This window comes from Kitasatospora sp. MAA19 (genome assembly GCF_029894125.1).
Classification (GTDB): Bacteria; Actinomycetota; Actinomycetes; order Streptomycetales; family Streptomycetaceae; genus Kitasatospora.
The window spans coordinates 15,679-31,355 of record NZ_JARXYZ010000043.1; the positions used below are offsets into that span (position 1 = coordinate 15,679).

The following is a 15,677-nucleotide window of genomic DNA, read 5'->3' on the forward strand; positions in this document are numbered from 1 at the left end:
GTGCACCTCTGAGCTAGTGGTTGGAGGCGATGATGACGACCAGGATCACGACGAAGGCGAGCACCCAGATCCACTTGGTGGACGAGCCGGTCGCGTCCTTCTGCTTCTCCTCGACCGTGCTGATGCGGGTGACGGTGGGGGACTCCGGGATCGCGTGCGGCGCGGGCTGCGGACGCAGCACCGGAGCCTGTACCGGAGGCAGTTGGGGCAGCGGAGTGCGTGTCGGACGCGGCACGGCCCTGAGGTAGGGCCCGTTGTTCAGCGCCTGGTTCAACTGGGCGGCCGCGGGCCGTCGTTCCCGGTCGGTCGCGAGCAGCATGTCCAGCAGGACCTCGGAGACGGCGGGCTGGTTCGGCCAGGGGGACGCGGCGACGCCGTGGAAGGTGCTCGCGTCGCGCCGGCCGGTCAGGCACTTGGCGACGAGCAGGGCGAGTCGGTAGCGGTCGGTGTACTGGTCCGCGTCGGAGCCCGGCGGCGTGAGCGGGTCGGCCCAGTTCGGCTGGTGGATGTCGGGCATCTTCTTCGGCTGGCAGCCGTCGACGTCGATCAGGTAGACGGAGCGCTGCTCCGGGCTCCAGAAGGCGTTGGAGAACGACCAGTCCGAGTAGACCAGGCCCAGGCCTTCCAGGATCGCGGCGAGCTCCGTCAGTTGGCGGCAGGCCGTCAGTCGGCCCTCGAAGCCGGGGCGCGGCAGGCCGACGCCCCGGATCGACTCGTCGGACTTCGCCAGCCAGTCGATCTCCAGGAACCGGCGCTCGCTGAACTTGCCGCGCCGCAGCTCGGAACGGTACTGCTCGGGCGCCATCGGGATCACGCACCCGACGGCCGGGTTGCCGGGCTCGTGGATCCGGGCCGCGGGCCAGCACGTCCCGGCGTACAGGGTCGCCCGCTCCGTCTCCGGCAGCGTGTCCGGAGCCGAGATCAGCAGGTCGATCCGGTGGCCGTCCTCCTGGTGCAGGCCGGGCCGGTAGAGCTTGGCCAGCCAGCCCGGATGGTCCGTCAGCGGCCGTACGGCGACGGCCTGGCCGTTGTGTTCGGAGATCGGCTCGGCGAGCGGTCCGAGATCGGCGAGGCCCACGGTCCTCGGCAACGCCCAGCCCCGCGGGTCCACCGCCGGGGCGCCGCCGCCGGCGACGGGATCGGAGTCGGTCATGTCCCGCTGCCGTTCCACACCACGACGGCGGTGCGGTCGTCGAGGCACTGCGGTGCGTCGAAGCCGACGTCGGCGGTGAACCGGGTGGCCGGGACCGGCGCGCGCCAGGCGTTGGCGAAGTACTCGTTGACGTTGCCCGCCGGGTCCGCCCACGCGTCGCCGATCCCGTCCGTGACCAGGGCGAGGGCGGCACCGGCCGCCAGGGTGACGTAACCGTCCACGGCCAGGTGCGGCGTGTCCGGCAGTCGGCCGGCGACCTCGTTCGAGACCACCGCGGCCGCGCGGTCCTTGGCTTCGCCGGCGGAGAACTGCCACAGCGGAACGCGCGGGTCGAGGGTCCAGGCCGAACTGTCACCGAGCCACCCGACCCATGCCCGCGCCACGCCGTTCACGTCCGGCTCGGCGATCACCGCGGTGATCAGCACGGTGGCCAGGTGCGAGGTGCCGACGCCGCGTCCGGCCGCGTGCGCGGCGATCGCTTCCGCGATCCGCCCGTACAGCGCCTTGACGTCGAGCCGGTCGAAGCCGACCGTCTCGATCTGCTCGCGCAGCAGGGTGACGGCCTGGCTGGAGGCCGCGGTGGCCCCGACGTCGGACCAGGCCGCGCTGGACAGGCCGTCGGCCACGGCCACGATCGCGTACCGGCTGTCCGGGCTCCGCCCGATCCGGTAGGAGTCCTGTCGCGGCTCGGCGGGCTGGCCGCAGCGGTGGCCGGGCCCGACGACGGAGGCGGCCCGGATGGTGAGGGCACCGACCGTGGCTTCGTCGGCGGCGATGCCGTTCTGCACCGTGCGCTCCGGCAGCAGCCAGGGGTAGCCCTGTGCCCGCGCGCCTTCGCCGAAGCGGGGCACGCTCAGGTCGGTCGGCCTCTCGCGCAGGAACGGCCGGGGCCTGCCGGGCTGGGCCGTCGGCACCGCCGGTGCCGCGACAAAGCGGCAGACCGGCACCGTCGCGTCGGGCCGGGGCTCCCGTTCGGGCCGGTCCCGCTGCCGGGCGGGCGTCGCGGCGGCCTCGGACCCCAGTGCGGCCGCCGCGCCGACGACACCCACCGCCGCGAGGGCGAACGCGTCCACCAGCCAGCCGTAGTGCCGGTGCGGCGTGCCGACCTCGGCGAAGGCCCCGATGGCGACGGCTGCGAGCAGCCCCGCCCGCACCCAGCCGTCCGCCAGGCCGTCCCGCCGGCCGTCGCCCCCGCTCACGGCCGTTCCTCACGATCGCGGGACCTCGGCCCGGAGGCGAAGTGCTGGTCACCGTGCTGCACCGCGAACACCTCACCGGAACCGGTGGCGGAGTTGACCTGGACCACGACCTCCGGCCGTTGCGCGGTCCGCAGCGTCGCCAGAGCTATGACGTCCTGGGCGAGAGCCGGGTTCCGGTCGAGCAACTGGAACAGGGCCTCGGTCCAGAAGTCCACGGCCGCGGCGTCGACCGCTCCCCTCGTGGCGGTCGACCCCCGCTCCAGCGCGACGGACAGTTCCCTGCGGCGACTGCCGTGGGCCCGGGCGATGACGCCGCTCATCAGTCGCTTCGCCTCGTTCCACAGATCGGTGCCCATCGCGGACACCAGAGCGGTGGCTCCGCTCGCGGCCAGCTCGGCGAGTTCCTGGTTCATCGGCGCTTCAGCTCCGTTCGTTGTAGCGGATGTGCTGGTCACCTCGGCCGACGGCGAAGACCGTGCCGTTCCCCGTGGCTTGGACGAGTTGCTCCACGGTCCGCGGCTCGGCTTCCGCAGGCCGCTCGCGGGAGCCGGATTCCGGGCCGGGACCGCCGTGCGGCCCGACCGGGCTGCCCGGGTACCAGAGCCAGGCCCGTGCGGCGTACTCCTTGACCCGGACCTCGGCCGCCGTGAAGGCGCCGGCTTCGAGCCCCTCGTAGCCGTGCCCGACCGTCTCCTCGTAGTAGTGCTGCGAAAGCATCGCGGCCACCGGGGTGCCGTCCGGACCGGCCAGGGCCGCCTGCCGCAGCGGGGGCGAGTCGAGCAGCCGGGCGAGCGTCTCGAACGGGGTGCCGGAGACGGTGCCGTCCGGATCGAGCCGGACCTCCCCCGCGTGCGCGGCGGCCCGTACCCTCAGCCGGGTGTCCGGGCCGGCGTGCCGGTTGTGCTCGCGGATCCGCGAGCCCAGCTCCGGCAGCAGCGGGACCAGCAGTCCGGCCTTGGGCAACCCGGCCGGGGCGACGAGCCGGCAGCCGTCGCCGGTGTCCACGTACGCGAAGTCCCGCCGGTCCAGCTCCGCGACGCCGAGGGCGCCGAACAGCGCGGACCGCAGCACACCGCGGATCTCCTGCAGCCGCTGCTGACCGCGGCCCGCGGAACCCGCGATGTCGCACGCCAGCAGAGCTCGGTACTCGTACCTCGGATTCACATTCCCTCCGCGATCACGACGGGGGCCGGCAGTTCGAAGATCGATCTGCCGTCGGCACCGAATTCCCGGTGCCGACACGATGGTTAACGAGATCGTAGGGGAGGGGTCCTCGGGTGGACCGGCTACTAATACGGCTTGTCCGGCTTCGGCCGGACGAGGAAGAGGAGTGACCGATGAGCAACACACGGATGCGCGGGGCCGGGGCCTACTGGCCGCCGACCGGGCTGCTCGGCCGGGTCGGCGAGGCCGATCGCCGAGTCCTGCTGGGGCTCGGCCACGGCGTGGTCTACCCGGCCGGTCAGATCACCATCCACGAGGCCGACACCTCGGACTTCGCGCTGCTCCTGATCGGCGGCACGGTGAAGGTCACCGCGCACGCACAGGACGGTCGGGATGCGCTGCTGGCCGTTCGGATGGCCGGGGACCTCGTCGGGGAGCTCGCCGGGATCGACGGTCAGCCGCGCATCGGCACCGTGACCGCCTGCGGCCGGGTGCTGGCCCGCTACATCCTGCCCTCCGAACTGCTGGCGTGCACGAAGCAGCACCCCGCCATCGGGCTCGCACTCAACGCGAGCGTGGTGGCCAAGCTGCGCACGGCAACCGGCCGGATCGTCGACTTCACCGGTTGCGACGTGCTCGGGCGGCTGGCCAGGATCCTGCACCACCTTGCCGTCACCTACGGGCGCCCCGGCCGCACCGAAGCCCATCTCCCGCTGTCGCAGCCGGAGATGGCCACGCTGGTCGGCGCCGCGGAGTCGTCGATCCACAAGGCCCTGCGGGCCTTGCGGGAGTCGGGCGCGGTCGTCACGGGCTACCGCAGGATCACGATCCTCGACCTGGATCACCTCGCCCGGATCGCCGCCGCGGCCGAACCGGCCGGTTCACGGGCGATCTCACCAAACAGGTAAAAGCGCCGGGTTCCGACGACGGGTCGGCGCCAGCATGACCGAGTGCCGGGATCCGAGCGTTGGAGAGGACCGGAGAAACAGATGCCAGAGAACAACGGTGCTCCGGGCGGTTCCGCGCGAATCCGGGCGGGCGACGTGTCCGGAACGATGATCGTCGGCAACCGGAACACCGTGACCAACCTGAACATCACCACCGGGAACGGCTCGGCCATCACCGTGAACGCGGGGCCTCCGCCGAACCCGGTCAAGCGTCAGCCGATCTCCCACCTGCCGCGTTCCGCCGCCGATCCGCTGATCGGCCGGGAGCGGGAGCTCCAGATACTGCAACAGGTCATCGGGGCACGGCAGTTGGTGCAGATCTGGGGCACTTCCGGGGTCGGCAAGAGTGCGCTGCTGCGCCACCTCGCCCGCACCTTGCCGCGCGGGCCCGAGGGCGCCGCCTACATCGAAGCCGGCGGACGGACGGCCGACGACCTCGCGCAGGCGATCTTCGACATCAGCTTCGACGCGCCGAACTACAAGCCGTCGCTGGAGGTGCTGAAGGAGCACCTGAAGACCCTGCGGCTGCGGATCTACCTGGACGACGCGGGACTCGACGAGAAGGACCTGCACCGGCTCTTCGACCTGGCCGAGCACTCCACGTTCGTCTTCACCTCGCAGCGCCGGTCGTCGGTCGCCGGCGTACACGCGATCCGACTCGACGGACTGACGGCCCCGGCAGGGGTGGTCCTGGTGCAGACGGTCCTGGCCCGCGCGCTGCAGCCCGACGAAGCGCGGACCGTGACGGCGCTGTGCGACGCCCTGCACGGCAATCCGCTCCGACTGCGGCGCATCGCCCTGTCGGCCGCGACCGGCAAGGGCCTGCCGGGCATCGCCGATCTCCCCGCGCTGCTTCCCGCGCTGCTCAACAGGCTCCGGCCGGAGGAGCGCGACCTGCTGTACCTGCTCGGCTCGCTGTCTGGCGCCGAGTTGGCTGCACGGCAGCTCAACACCCTGCTCGGCCGCACGGACGCCGATGCGCTCGCCGACGGCCTGGTGCGGCACGGCCTGCTGGTCGCCTCGGAAACCGGCTACGGGTGTCCGCCGGACGTCGCCGAGTGCGTGCTCAAGAGCCGGATGACGCAGTTCCCCGCCGCGCAGCTCTGCCGGGCGCTCACCGCGTGGGTCGAGTCGCGGGAGACCACCCCGGACGAGGTCGCGGCCCACTTCCAGGCCCTGGACGTCGCGGTGCTGGGAGCGGAGCGGAGCGGACAGGCGCAGCTCGGCGTGGAGTTGGCCCGTGCCGCCTCGCCGAAACTGGCGCTCTCCCGGCAGTTCGACGCGTGGGGCAGCCTCCTCGGAGCCGGCTGGGCCGCCGCGAAGAGCGCGGGCGACCGCGCGGGCGAGGAGTTCTTCCTGGGGGAGGCGCGCACCCGCCGCAAGGCGATCGGCCGGGCGGCGCTGACGACGGCCCTGGTGCTGGAGGCGGGAGTGCTCTGGCAGGAACTCGCCGCTCTGCAAGCGCACTCGGTGGCCCACCAGGCCGCCACGACGGCGATCACCGCGGTGCCGCCGATCGCGCCTCTCGCGCCGGTCGTGCCGGTCACCCCGATGACGCCGATCGCCCCAGTTGCACCGGTCACGCCGGTCACGCCGGTCACGCCGGTCACGCCGACACCGACCGTGGCCACCCCGCCGACGGTCACTCATCCGGTGGTCAGCCCCCCAACGATCACCCAACCGGTCCCCGCCTCCGGTGCTCCGGCTCCCGTGCACCCGCCGGCTGCACCGAAGGTGATCGACTTGTCCCAGGCCGCCCAACAGCCCCCACCCACCGGCCACGTGGCCGGCGCGCACGCTCCCTCGCACGCAGTGCCGCAGAAGATCGACCTCTCGGGTGCGCACAGCTCCGCCACCCACTCGACGCACGCCGCGAGCAGCACCACGACCACAACCAGTACAGGTCACACAGCGCTCGCCACCACCGGTGCCGCGGGCGCCAAGGGCGGAGCAGCCCTCGTCGTCGCCTGTGTGGTCGGCGCCTCAGCCGTACTCGGCGTGGGCGCCATGGTCTACGCCCAGAACCAGTCGGACCGGACCACAACGGCCAACGCCACCAACCTGCCAGTCCCGACTCGGCCGATCCGCTCCCCCAACCCACCGGCCCCGGCCCCGCCGGTCTACACCCCCAAGCCGCCGGCCCCGGCCCCGTTGGTAACGCCGGACCCCGTCGATCCCGTGTGCGCAACGGTGGTACCGGAATTGGGAAAAGAGACCCAGCAGTACAACGCCGACCTGGCCGCCGTTCACAGCGCCTTCGGCTCATACAACAACGCCGTAGCCGCGTACAACTCACGACGGACCTCCACCGTGCCCGACGACAGCACGATGAAATCCCGTATCGACATCATCCTCAAAGACCTGCGCGCCAGCGAGTCCACGTTGCGGGGAGCCATCTCGCAAGCGCGGGACGGATCCGTGGTCTCCAACCTCAAGGGCATTCTGACCGCTCTCCAGCAGGACGAGAGCCAGTTCCGCTCGCTTCGGAACAATCCCAGTACCGGCTACAACACGGCCAGCCAGGCTTCGGCATACAACTCGGCCTGGCAGAGTCTGGTGATCCACTGCACCGCCTGGTAATCCGCCACAAGACCGACCAGGAAAGGCCGACCATGCCTACGGAATCCACCCCCGGCGACATCCACGCCGGAGATGTCTCCGGCACCTTCATCGTGGGCGACAGCAACCACGTGACGAACACGACCACGCATCACCCCGAGCAGCCGCAGCCCCAACCGCGCCAGCAGAACTCGGCCGAGGACCAGGCAGCCGTCTTCGCCGTGGAACACGGCACCATGCACGTCACGTACAACCACAACGCCGAAGCCGCGCCCGAGACGGAGGCCCGAGAAACGCGTCAGCCCTGATCGGCCAGCAACTCCAGGTCCTGGGCGTTCAGCGTCGCCGTCTTCAGCAGTTCCCTGATCAGGTTGACGCTGAGCGTCGAGCCGACCGGCTCGCCGACCTCGTCGCGCGTCAGTCCGCGCACGCCCCGCCGGCGCAGCCGTTCGCGCACGTCCTCGACCGTGTTGGCGACCGACTTGTGGGTCCAGAACTTGGTCACGTGGGGCGAGGCGTTGACCAGCCGCGCGGTCTCCTCCCAGGCCGACGGGAGCGGGAAGGCGTCCTGGCCCTCCAGGTAGCGCCGGGCGAGCGCGGTGAGCACCAGCCGCTCCTGCAGGGAGAGCAGGTAGACCGTCTCGGGAGCCGCGGTCTCGGCGCTGCTCGTGGAACGGGGGTGCAGGTCATCCCCGTCCACGACGCGGACCTCCACCAGGTGGGACCGCCGCTTGGACGAGTTGATCACCAGCGGGGTGTACCCGGGCCCCATGATCCGCTTGTGGCTGGTGAGCATCAGCACGCCGTCGGGCAACTCGATCGGCAGATTGCCGGTGTTGACCAGCCACCAGTCGCCGTCCGTGCCGGCGCAGGTGAAGACGCCGTGCCGACGACTGACGGTCGGGTCGTCGACACCGACCGGTACGTGCACGTCCTCGCGGTCGCGCCCGAACAGCAAGGTGTACCGGCGCGGCGGCACGGCGTACCCACCCTCCGGGCCGAGCACGAAGATCGTCCCGGGTGGCGCCGAGGGCACCCTGTCGGAGGGACTGCCCGGCGGCAGCATCTGGGGTGGGAAGTCTCCGTACGCCATCTCACATACCTCCGCCTCGGCTCGCGCCAGTGTACGAGCGCACCGGGAGGACCAGTCCTCCTGCGGGCATGCGGTGTGCCGAGCTTGCCGAACCGCCAACTCTGTTTGCCCTGAGTGGGCTTGCTCGATAGCCTGCCCGCGTGAGCACGATCAGCCGGCGAGCTGCTGCGATCGACAGCATGGTCGCCGAACCACTCGGTCCGGGCGATCCGCAGGAGATCGGCAGCTTCAGCATCATCGGCCTGCTCGGCACCGGCGGCATGGGCGAGGTCTACCTCGGGGTCTCGGACAGGGGCTACGCCGCTGTCAAGCTCGTCCGGCCACGGCTGGTCTCCAGCGAGCGCTTCGAACGAGAGGTCGGCATCCTCTACCGTGTGCCGTTCGGAGTCGGACCGCGGGTGCTGGCGAGCGACGCCACTCCGGAACGCCCATGGTTCGCCACCGAGTACGTCCCCGGGCTCACGGTGGACGAGGCGGTCCGGCTGCACGGCCCGCTGCCCGCCGAGGCGCTGTGGCTACTGCTGGCCGAGACAGCCGCTCAACTGCGGGCCGTACACGCGTCCGAGATCGCGCACCGCGACATCAAGCCCGCCAACGTCATGCTGGTGCGCGACGGCGTGAAGCTGATCGACTTCGGCATCGCGCGCGCCGCGGACCAGGCGAGGCTCACCAGGAGCGGTGGCAGCTACGGAACGCAGGGCTTCTCGGCACCGGAACAGCAGGCCGGGGACGAGGACGTGGCAGCGCCCGCGGACGTCTACTCGCTCGCGGCGCTCCTGCTCTACGCCGCCTCGGGTCGCACGCCCAGCGCCGTCCCCGACGTGGAGCCGCTGCGCGCCATGGACGCCGACCTCGGCGCCCTCCTCGAGCCCTGTCTCGCCACCGACCCCGGAGCACGCCCCGCCGCCGACGAGATCGTCCTGGCGACCCACGCGCACCGGCTCGTCCCTCCCCCGTCCTGGCCGCCTGAGGTCATGTCACGCATCGACTCGCGACGTGCCTTCGCCGAAACGCCGGTCGGCAAGCTGGAGACCGTCCCGCCACCGGATCCGAGCACGGACCCGAAGCCTGACGTCGGGACCACACCTCTCGCATCACCTCGCCGCCCGCGCAAGCACCTGTTCCTGGTGCCGATCGCCGCGGCGACCGCCCTCGGCGCGGTCGCGGTGTTCGTCCTCAGCCCGTCCACCTCCCCGCAGAACCACAACTCGCAAGGGTCCAGCGGCGCGCCGGTCACCGTCGAGCCCGTGGCCGGGACGACGCACGGGCCCTCCGCGAGCCCGAGCGCCTCGATCTCCGCCACCGCCGAACCCTCTCCCCCGCCTTCAACCGCCCCGGCCGGCACTACACGGACACCCTCCCCGAGCCTGCGGCCCTCGACCTCCGCTACCGCCAAACCCGCTACCCTGCCCCCGACCACCCCACCGAGCACTGCCCCCGCCGCACCCTCAGCGGCCGCCCCCAGCCCCACCTCGTCATCGATCAGCGGCATCAACGGCAGCGACGACCCGACACAGGTCAAGGGCTCCGAGGCGGACACCAGTTGGCTCGGCAACGACGCCGCCTGCTCCGCCTGGCTGGACGACAACGGCTCCGGCTCGCTCGCGGGCGTGCTCAACACCTCCCTGAACCAAACCTGCGTCGCCGAGCTCGCCCGCAGCGACGGCATCACCTACACCTTCCGCGCCTCCTGGGGCGCCGCGAAGACGAGCTTCGTCCCAGACATCGGCTACACGATGTGGATCTGCGTCTGGAACGCGAACAACCGATCCGGCGAGCAGTGCTCCGCTCGCTTCGGCATGAACGGCACCACCCCGGTCCGCCGGTGAAACGAGGCTGCCGCAAGGAGCACTTCCGGGCCACCACGCCCAGCCGCCCGCACACCAGCCCTCGTCGGCCATTCGGGCGAAATCCAGGCGCCGGATCCGTCCAGCGAGACGGCATCGAGGATGTCCGAGACTGTCGCGAGGCTGCCGGAACGACTGCGGCCCAGGTCGGGATCACGCTCCCTCATGGCGGCCAAGCAGCACTCGACTCCGCGACTCGAATGGCCGCCGCCCGACTGGGTCAACTAGCGAGCATTCCAAAGGATTTGACCCTAGGTTGCGGTGCCAGGGGGCCATCGAGCGAAAGGCTGTTACTGGCATGGCCGGGAAATTCGAGCTGTACAAGGACGAGAGCGGGATGCACCGGTTCCGGCTCAAGGCGAGCAACGGGACGATCGTGGTGACCGGCGACCCGCAGGAGAGCAGGGACGACTGCCTCAAGAGCATCGAGTCGCTCCGCAAGCTCGCGCCGTACGCGGAGCTCAAGGAGGCGGCCGGCTCGCACTGAGGCGGCGCGACGCGAACGCGGGTCGGTGGTGCAAATCGCCGACCCGCGTTCGCTTGTACGACAGATCCCTTTGGCCGGGTGCACGCCGGGCGCGGACAGAACACTGGCATGCGCGTCGTCATCGTCACCGAATCCTTTCCGCCCGAGGTCAACGGAGTCGCCCACAGCGTGCTGCGGACGGCCGAGCATCTGGTCCGCCGGGGCCACCAGCCCCTCGTCGTCACCCCCGCGCCGGCGCGGGGCGCCGAGTGCCCGCCGCACACCTTCGGCGCCGAGGCGGTGGAGCTGCCGGTGGTGCGAATCCCGTCGGTGCCGCTGCCGGGCTACCCGCAGGTGCGGATCGCGTTGCCGAGCCGGCAGCTGGCCGCCGCCGTCGCCGGGCACCGGCCCGACCTCGTACACCTGGCCAGCCCGTTCGTGCTCGGAGCGCGCGGGATGCAGGTCGCGGCACGACTCGGCGTGCCCGCCGTGGCCGTCTACCAGACCGACCTCGCCGGGTACGCCCACGCCTACCGGGCCGGGCGGGGCCTCGGGGAGGCGGCCGCCTGGCGGCGGATCCGGGCCGTGCACCGGGCGGCCGCCAGAACGCTGGCGCCGTCCACCCCGGCCGCGCAGGACCTCACCGCGCACGGGGTGCCCCGGGTGCAGCTGTGGCCGCGCGGGGTGGACTCGGTGCGGTTCCACCCCCGGCACCGCGACGAGGCGCTGCACCGGGCGCTCGCCCCGGGCGGGGAGGTGCTGGTCGGATACGTCGGGCGGCTGGCGCCCGAGAAGCGGGTCGACCTGCTGGCCGCCGCGTCGGCGCTGCCCGGGGTGCGGGTGGTGGTGATCGGGGACGGCCCGTCCGGGCCCGGGCTGAGGGCCTCGATGCCCGGCGCGGTCTTCCTCGGCCGCCGGACGGGCGAGGAGCTGGCCCGCTGCTTCGCGACCCTGGACGTGTTCGTGCACACCGGCCCGCTGGAGACCTTCTGTCAGACCATCCAGGAAGCGATGGCGAGCGGCGTGCCGGTGATCGGCCCGGCCGCCGGCGGGCCGCTGGACCTGGTCGCACACCACCGGACCGGCCTGCTGGTGCCGCCCCGGGACGGCGCCGCGGTGGCCCGGGCGGTGGCGGACCTGGCCGCCGCCCCCGCGCGGCGGGCCGCGTACGGGCGCGCCGGGCGGGCGGAGGTGACGGAGCGCACCTGGGAGGCGGTCGGCGACCTGCTGCTGCGGCACTACGCGGAGGTGCTGGCCGAGCACCACGGGGTGCCGGTGCCCACCGTTCCCCCGGCCGCTTCCCCGGCGACGGGCGAACCGGTCGCCGCCGAGCCGGTCGTCGCAGAACCGGTCGCCGCCGAGCCGGTCGCCGTCGAGCCCGCCGCCATCGGGGAGGAGCTGCCGGCATGACCGACACGGCCGACCGCGAGCCGCTGACCGTCGTGCGGCTCGCGAACTTCGTCACCCCGGTCTCCGGCGGCCTGCGCACCGCGCTGCGGCACCTCGGCGCCGGCTACCTGGCCGCCGGGCACCGGCCGGTGCTGATCGTGCCCGGGGAGCGGCGCCGCGAGGAGGAGGGCGAGCAGGGCCTGGTGATCACCCTGCCCGGGCCGGTGCTGCCCGCCAGCGGCGGCTACCGGATGCTCACCGACCGGCGGGCGGTGGCCGCCGAACTCACCCGGCTGAAGCCCGACCGGCTGGAGGTGTCCGACCGCACCACGCTGCGCTGGACCGGCGGCTGGGCCCGGCGGCACGGCGTCCGCTCGGTGATGGTGTCGCACGAGAGCGCCGCCGGGGTACTGCGCACCTGGGGCCTGCCCCGTCCGGTCGCCGACGCGGCCGCCGACCGCCTCAACGCGGCCACCGCGCGCGCGTACGACTCGGTGCTCTGCACCACCGACTGGGCGGCGACGGAGTTCCGGCGGATCGGCGCGCCCAACCTGGCCCGGGCCCCGCTCGGCGTGGACCTGGACGCGATGCGCCCGTTGCCCCCGGCGGCGCGGGAGCGGGAGCGCGCGCGGTACGCCGCACCGGGGGAACCGCTGCTGGTGCTCTGCTCCCGGCTCTCGGCCGAGAAGCGGCCCGAGCGGGCGATCGAGGCACTGGCCGCGCTGCGGGCCCGGCGGCTGCCGGCCGTCCTGGTGGTGGCCGGCACCGGGCCGCTGCGGGACCGGCTGGCGGCCCGGGCGGAGCGGCTGCGGCTGCCGGTACGCTTCCTCGGGCACCTGGGCCGACGGGAGTCGCTGGCCCGGCTGCTGGGCTGCGCGGACGTGGTGCTCGCGCCCGGGCCGGTGGAGACCTTCGGGCTCGCCGCGATGGAGGCGCTGGCCTGCGGGACGCCGGTGGCCGTCAGCCGCTCCTCCGCCCTACCCGGGCTGATCGGACTGGCCGGGGTGGCCGCCGCCGACACCGGGGACGGATTCGCGGCGGCGGTACGGGAGTTGCTGGCGCGCCCGGAGCAGGCCCGGCGGGCCGGTGCCCGGGCGCAGGCCGAGCGGTTCGGCTGGCCGGCCGCGGTGGCGGCGTTCCTGGCGGCTCACGGCGTACGGAACTCCGGCGCGGTGGAGGAGGGTTGGGATGAGCGTGCTCGGCACCGGGCGTGACCGGTCGGCGGACGGCCGGTCGGCCACCGGCGGACCGGCGCGGTTCGTCGCGCTCGGGGACTCGTTGACGGAAGGGGTCGGGGACCCGGTCGGCGAGGGGTGGCGCGGCTGGGCCGCCGTCCTGGCCCGGTCGCTGGCACCTGCGGGCGACGCCGTCGAGTTCACCAACCTGGCCTGCAGCGGCGCCCTGACAGTTGACTTGACGGAACGTCAACTCCCGGCCGCGGTGGAACTCGGACCACAGTTCGCGGCCGTGGTGGTCGGCGGCAACGACACCCTGCGGGCGGGCTTCGACATCCGGCGCACCACCCTGGAGTTGGACGCCACCATGGGCGAACTCTCCGGCCACGGCGCCGTCCTGCTGACCGCCTGCCTGCCCGACCCGGGCACCCTGCTCCGCCTGCCCGCCCCACTGGCCCGCCCGCTGGCGCGGCGGATGCAGGCCGTCAACACCGTGGTGCACGCCCTCACCGCCCGCCACCGGGCGGTGCACCTGCACATCGCCGACCTCCCCTGGTGCGCACAGCGGCGCCTGCTCAGCGTCGACCGACTGCACCCCAGCGCCGAGGGCCACCACCTGATCGCCCGCGGCTTCCACGAGCTGCTCGCCGCCGCCGGGCACCCGCTCGGCCCGCCGCCCACCATCGCACCGGCCGAGCCGCAGCCCGGCCGAGCCGCCGACCTGTGGTGGATGGCCACCCAGGGCACCCGCTGGGTGGCCGCCCGCAGCACCGACCTGCTGCCCGGGCTGCTCGCGCTGGCGGCGGCGGAGGGCCTCGCCCGGCTGCGCGGGTCGACCGGGCGGCACGACGAGCAAATGGCGCGCGCCGCGGCGCAGGCGCTCGCGTCGCTGGGGTGAGGGGGCTTCGGCCCGCGGCTTGATCGGATGCGGTGTGCGGTGGGAACCATGAGGGCGGCCGGGGATGTCGTCGGGAGGGCACGGCCTTCGGGTCGGGCCTGACGGAGGGAGCAGCAATGGGGGCGTCACGCGGGGACGGGCGGGAGTTGCTGGCGGCGGCGGGGGTGCTGTTCCCGGACGAGCAGGGGCGGGTTCTGGTGGTGCGGCTGCCGTACGACCGGAAGCATCCGGTGGCGATCCCGGGCGGCGGGTGGGAGCCGCAGGACCGCTCGCCGCGGGAGACCGCCGTGCGCGAGGTGGAGGAGGAGCTGGGGTTCACGCCCCGGCTGGGCCCGCTGGCCTGCATCGACTGGACGCTCGATGACTTCCGGCCACCGATCGCCGCCTACCTGTACTGGGCGCAGCCACTCACCGCCGAGCAGGCGGCGGCGTTCCGGCCGGACGCGGCGGAGGTCGGCGGCTGGGCCTGGCTGACCCCGGAGCAGGCGGGCCACGCGCTGCCGCCCCGGCTGTCCCGGCGGGTCACGGCCTGTCTGCGGGCGCCGCGGTCGGCCGGCCCGCTGGAGCTGGAGGACAGCCGACCGGTGGGCCACACACTCGACCATCTGCCGGCGGTGGAACCGCCGCCCGCGTACACCGGGCCGGCCGGGGTGCCCGCGCTGGGCGGCGGGCCCGGCGGACAGGGCCCCGGACACTCCCCGGGCCCGGCTTCGGAGCCGCCGATGGACCGGGACACCTACATCGCCACCCGCCCGCGGATCCGGGCCAAGGCGCGGGCGCTGTTCACCGACGGCGCCGGGCGGGTGCTGCTGGTCCGGCTGCGGCCGTGGGACGGGCCGCGCGGCCGGGTGCCGTACTGGACCCTGCCGGGCGGCGGGATCGAGGCGGACCGGGAGCTGCCCCGGGCGGCCGTCCGGCGCGAGATCCGCGAGGAACTGGGCTGGGAGGTCGAGCCGGGGCGGCTGCTGGCGCTGGACTGGCAGCCCGGGGCGGCGGCCGATCCGGAGGCCGGCCCGGCGACCGGGCGGGACACCGCCGTGCTGGTGTCCGTGTTCGACGGGGGCACCGTGACGGAGCGGATGCTCGGCTCGATCGCGCTCCAGGAGGAGGAGCTGGTGGAGTATCGGCTCTGCGACCCGGCCGAGGCCCGGACGCTGCTGACCGGCCCGTCCTGGGCCCGGACGGCCGCCGCGCTGGCCGCCCGGGAGCGGGCGGGCGGGCCGGTCGAGCTGGTACGCGGGCTCGCCGTCGGGTAGGGCGTGTCGGCGCGGGGGCTGGTACGGGGTTTGGTGCGGCGTTTGGCGCGGCGTTTGGTGCGGGGGTCGGTCCGGCGGGGCGGACAGGCTCCGGTCGGGTGGGCCACACTGGGGGCATGCAGAACGGGATCACGGAGGTGCTGACCGGCCGCCGGGTGGCGTCGGTCAGCGGCGGCGGCCGACTGGACCTCACCTTCGACGGGCCGGTGAGCGTCCGGGTGGCGCACGAGTTCCGCCTCGCGGCGCCGTCCTTCGCCGCCCCGGCGGAGGTGGCGCACTTCTTTCCGGCGCTGACCTTCCGGCCGACCGGCGTCCTGCTCGCGCTGGTCGGCCGGACCGTCGACCTGGCCGAGATCACGCCGGCCGGCGGCCTGGAGCTGGGTTTCGCGGAGGGCGGCGCGCTGTCCGTCCCGCCGCACGCGCAGCTCGCGCCGTGGAGCGTGGTGACCGCCGAGGGGGCGGTCTGCGCGGGGCTGCCGGGCGGCGAGGTCAGTTGGACGGTGCCCGGCGGGGCCTGAGCCGCCGGGCACC

Annotated in this window: 15 protein-coding genes; 10 read left to right on the forward strand and 5 right to left on the reverse strand. The window is 73.6% G+C overall.

Features of this window, described 5'->3' with window-relative positions; translation table 11 throughout:
- Positions 1-13: 13 nt before the first annotated feature.
- Genes P3T27_RS36485 through P3T27_RS36500 form a run of 4 tightly spaced genes read right to left on the reverse strand, consistent with a single transcriptional unit; the run spans position 14 to position 3,516 of the window.
- The gene (locus tag P3T27_RS36485; protein ID WP_280685616.1) at positions 14-1,153 is read right to left on the reverse strand and encodes a hypothetical protein; all 1,140 of its coding nucleotides are present in this window, start codon (positions 1,151-1,153) and stop codon (positions 14-16) included.
- Positions 1,150-2,352, reverse strand: a complete 1,203-nt coding sequence (locus P3T27_RS36490; RefSeq protein ID WP_280685617.1) for a protein phosphatase 2C domain-containing protein — start codon at positions 2,350-2,352, stop codon at positions 1,150-1,152. The genes P3T27_RS36485 and P3T27_RS36490 overlap by 4 nt, the downstream gene beginning before the upstream one ends.
- Positions 2,349-2,765, reverse strand: a complete 417-nt coding sequence (locus P3T27_RS36495) for a hypothetical protein (protein ID WP_280685618.1) — start codon at positions 2,763-2,765, stop codon at positions 2,349-2,351. Before P3T27_RS36495 ends, P3T27_RS36490 begins: the two co-directional genes overlap by 4 nt.
- Before the next feature lie 7 nt (positions 2,766-2,772).
- On the reverse strand, positions 2,773-3,516 hold the full coding sequence (locus P3T27_RS36500; protein WP_280685619.1) for a hypothetical protein: 744 nt from the start codon (positions 3,514-3,516) through the stop codon (positions 2,773-2,775).
- Positions 3,517-3,689: 173 nt separating this feature from the next.
- On the opposite strand from P3T27_RS36500, the gene P3T27_RS36505 reads away from it, so the two are divergent.
- From P3T27_RS36505 to P3T27_RS36515, 3 genes are all read left to right on the forward strand, one after another.
- On the forward strand, positions 3,690-4,424 hold the full coding sequence (locus P3T27_RS36505; RefSeq protein WP_280685620.1) for a Crp/Fnr family transcriptional regulator: 735 nt from the start codon (positions 3,690-3,692) through the stop codon (positions 4,422-4,424).
- Between the two features lie 81 nt (positions 4,425-4,505).
- Positions 4,506-7,043, forward strand: coding sequence for a hypothetical protein (locus P3T27_RS36510; protein WP_280685621.1), 2,538 nt, complete (start codon positions 4,506-4,508; stop codon positions 7,041-7,043).
- 32 nt (positions 7,044-7,075) lie between these two features.
- On the forward strand, positions 7,076-7,330 hold the full coding sequence (locus tag P3T27_RS36515) for a hypothetical protein (RefSeq protein ID WP_280685622.1): 255 nt from the start codon (positions 7,076-7,078) through the stop codon (positions 7,328-7,330).
- Here the strand turns inward: P3T27_RS36515 and P3T27_RS36520 are convergent.
- On the reverse strand, positions 7,321-8,115 hold the full coding sequence (locus P3T27_RS36520; protein WP_280685623.1) for an FHA domain-containing protein: 795 nt from the start codon (positions 8,113-8,115) through the stop codon (positions 7,321-7,323). The two genes, P3T27_RS36515 and P3T27_RS36520, sit on opposite strands and share 10 nt — an antisense overlap.
- Before the next feature lie 140 nt (positions 8,116-8,255).
- Between P3T27_RS36520 and P3T27_RS36525 the strand changes: the two genes are divergently transcribed.
- From P3T27_RS36525 to P3T27_RS36555, 7 genes are all read left to right on the forward strand, one after another.
- Positions 8,256-9,944 carry a serine/threonine-protein kinase gene (locus tag P3T27_RS36525; RefSeq protein WP_280685624.1) on the forward strand — a complete coding sequence of 563 codons (1,689 nt, stop codon included), beginning with the start codon at positions 8,256-8,258 and terminating at the stop codon, positions 9,942-9,944.
- 316 nt (positions 9,945-10,260) lie between these two features.
- Positions 10,261-10,449 carry a DUF1508 domain-containing protein gene (locus tag P3T27_RS36530; RefSeq protein ID WP_280685625.1) on the forward strand — a complete coding sequence of 63 codons (189 nt, stop codon included), beginning with the start codon at positions 10,261-10,263 and terminating at the stop codon, positions 10,447-10,449.
- Positions 10,450-10,557: 108 nt separating this feature from the next.
- Positions 10,558-11,838, forward strand: a complete 1,281-nt coding sequence (locus P3T27_RS36535) for a glycosyltransferase family 1 protein (RefSeq protein ID WP_280685626.1) — start codon at positions 10,558-10,560, stop codon at positions 11,836-11,838.
- Positions 11,835-13,031 (forward strand): glycosyltransferase, encoded by a 1,197-nt coding sequence (locus P3T27_RS36540; RefSeq protein WP_280685627.1) that lies wholly within the window; start codon positions 11,835-11,837, stop codon positions 13,029-13,031. Before P3T27_RS36535 ends, P3T27_RS36540 begins: the two co-directional genes overlap by 4 nt.
- The gene (locus P3T27_RS36545) at positions 13,006-13,890 is read left to right on the forward strand and encodes an SGNH/GDSL hydrolase family protein (RefSeq protein WP_280685628.1); all 885 of its coding nucleotides are present in this window, start codon (positions 13,006-13,008) and stop codon (positions 13,888-13,890) included. Before P3T27_RS36540 ends, P3T27_RS36545 begins: the two co-directional genes overlap by 26 nt.
- 116 nt (positions 13,891-14,006) lie before the next feature.
- A complete protein-coding gene (locus P3T27_RS36550; RefSeq protein WP_280685629.1) occupies positions 14,007-15,146 on the forward strand; it encodes an NUDIX hydrolase in 1,140 nt (379 codons plus the stop codon).
- A 116-nt stretch (positions 15,147-15,262) separates the two neighbouring features.
- Positions 15,263-15,664: a DUF6188 family protein gene (locus P3T27_RS36555; protein ID WP_280685630.1), complete on the forward strand. Its 402-nt coding sequence runs from the start codon at positions 15,263-15,265 to the stop codon at positions 15,662-15,664.
- Positions 15,665-15,677 lie beyond the last annotated feature (13 nt).

Excerpts from the sequence above, each read along its gene's own strand:
- P3T27_RS36520 (WP_280685623.1), bottom strand. The coding sequence starts at position 8,115 with ATGGCGTACGGAGACTTCCCACCCCAGATGCTGCCGCCGGGCAGTCCC.
- P3T27_RS36505 (WP_280685620.1), top strand. The coding sequence starts at position 3,690 with ATGAGCAACACACGGATGCGCGGGGCCGGGGCCTACTGGCCGCCGACC.
- P3T27_RS36530 (WP_280685625.1), top strand. The coding sequence starts at position 10,261 with ATGGCCGGGAAATTCGAGCTGTACAAGGACGAGAGCGGGATGCACCGG.
- P3T27_RS36535 (WP_280685626.1), top strand. The coding sequence starts at position 10,558 with ATGCGCGTCGTCATCGTCACCGAATCCTTTCCGCCCGAGGTCAACGGA.
- P3T27_RS36485 (WP_280685616.1), bottom strand. The coding sequence starts at position 1,153 with ATGACCGACTCCGATCCCGTCGCCGGCGGCGGCGCCCCGGCGGTGGAC.
- P3T27_RS36495 (WP_280685618.1), bottom strand. The coding sequence starts at position 2,765 with ATGAACCAGGAACTCGCCGAGCTGGCCGCGAGCGGAGCCACCGCTCTG.
- P3T27_RS36545 (WP_280685628.1), top strand. The coding sequence starts at position 13,006 with ATGAGCGTGCTCGGCACCGGGCGTGACCGGTCGGCGGACGGCCGGTCG.
- P3T27_RS36555 (WP_280685630.1), top strand. The coding sequence starts at position 15,263 with ATGCAGAACGGGATCACGGAGGTGCTGACCGGCCGCCGGGTGGCGTCG.
- P3T27_RS36540 (WP_280685627.1), top strand. The coding sequence starts at position 11,835 with ATGACCGACACGGCCGACCGCGAGCCGCTGACCGTCGTGCGGCTCGCG.
- P3T27_RS36515 (WP_280685622.1), top strand. The coding sequence starts at position 7,076 with ATGCCTACGGAATCCACCCCCGGCGACATCCACGCCGGAGATGTCTCC.
- P3T27_RS36550 (WP_280685629.1), top strand. The coding sequence starts at position 14,007 with ATGGGGGCGTCACGCGGGGACGGGCGGGAGTTGCTGGCGGCGGCGGGG.
- P3T27_RS36510 (WP_280685621.1), top strand. The coding sequence starts at position 4,506 with ATGCCAGAGAACAACGGTGCTCCGGGCGGTTCCGCGCGAATCCGGGCG.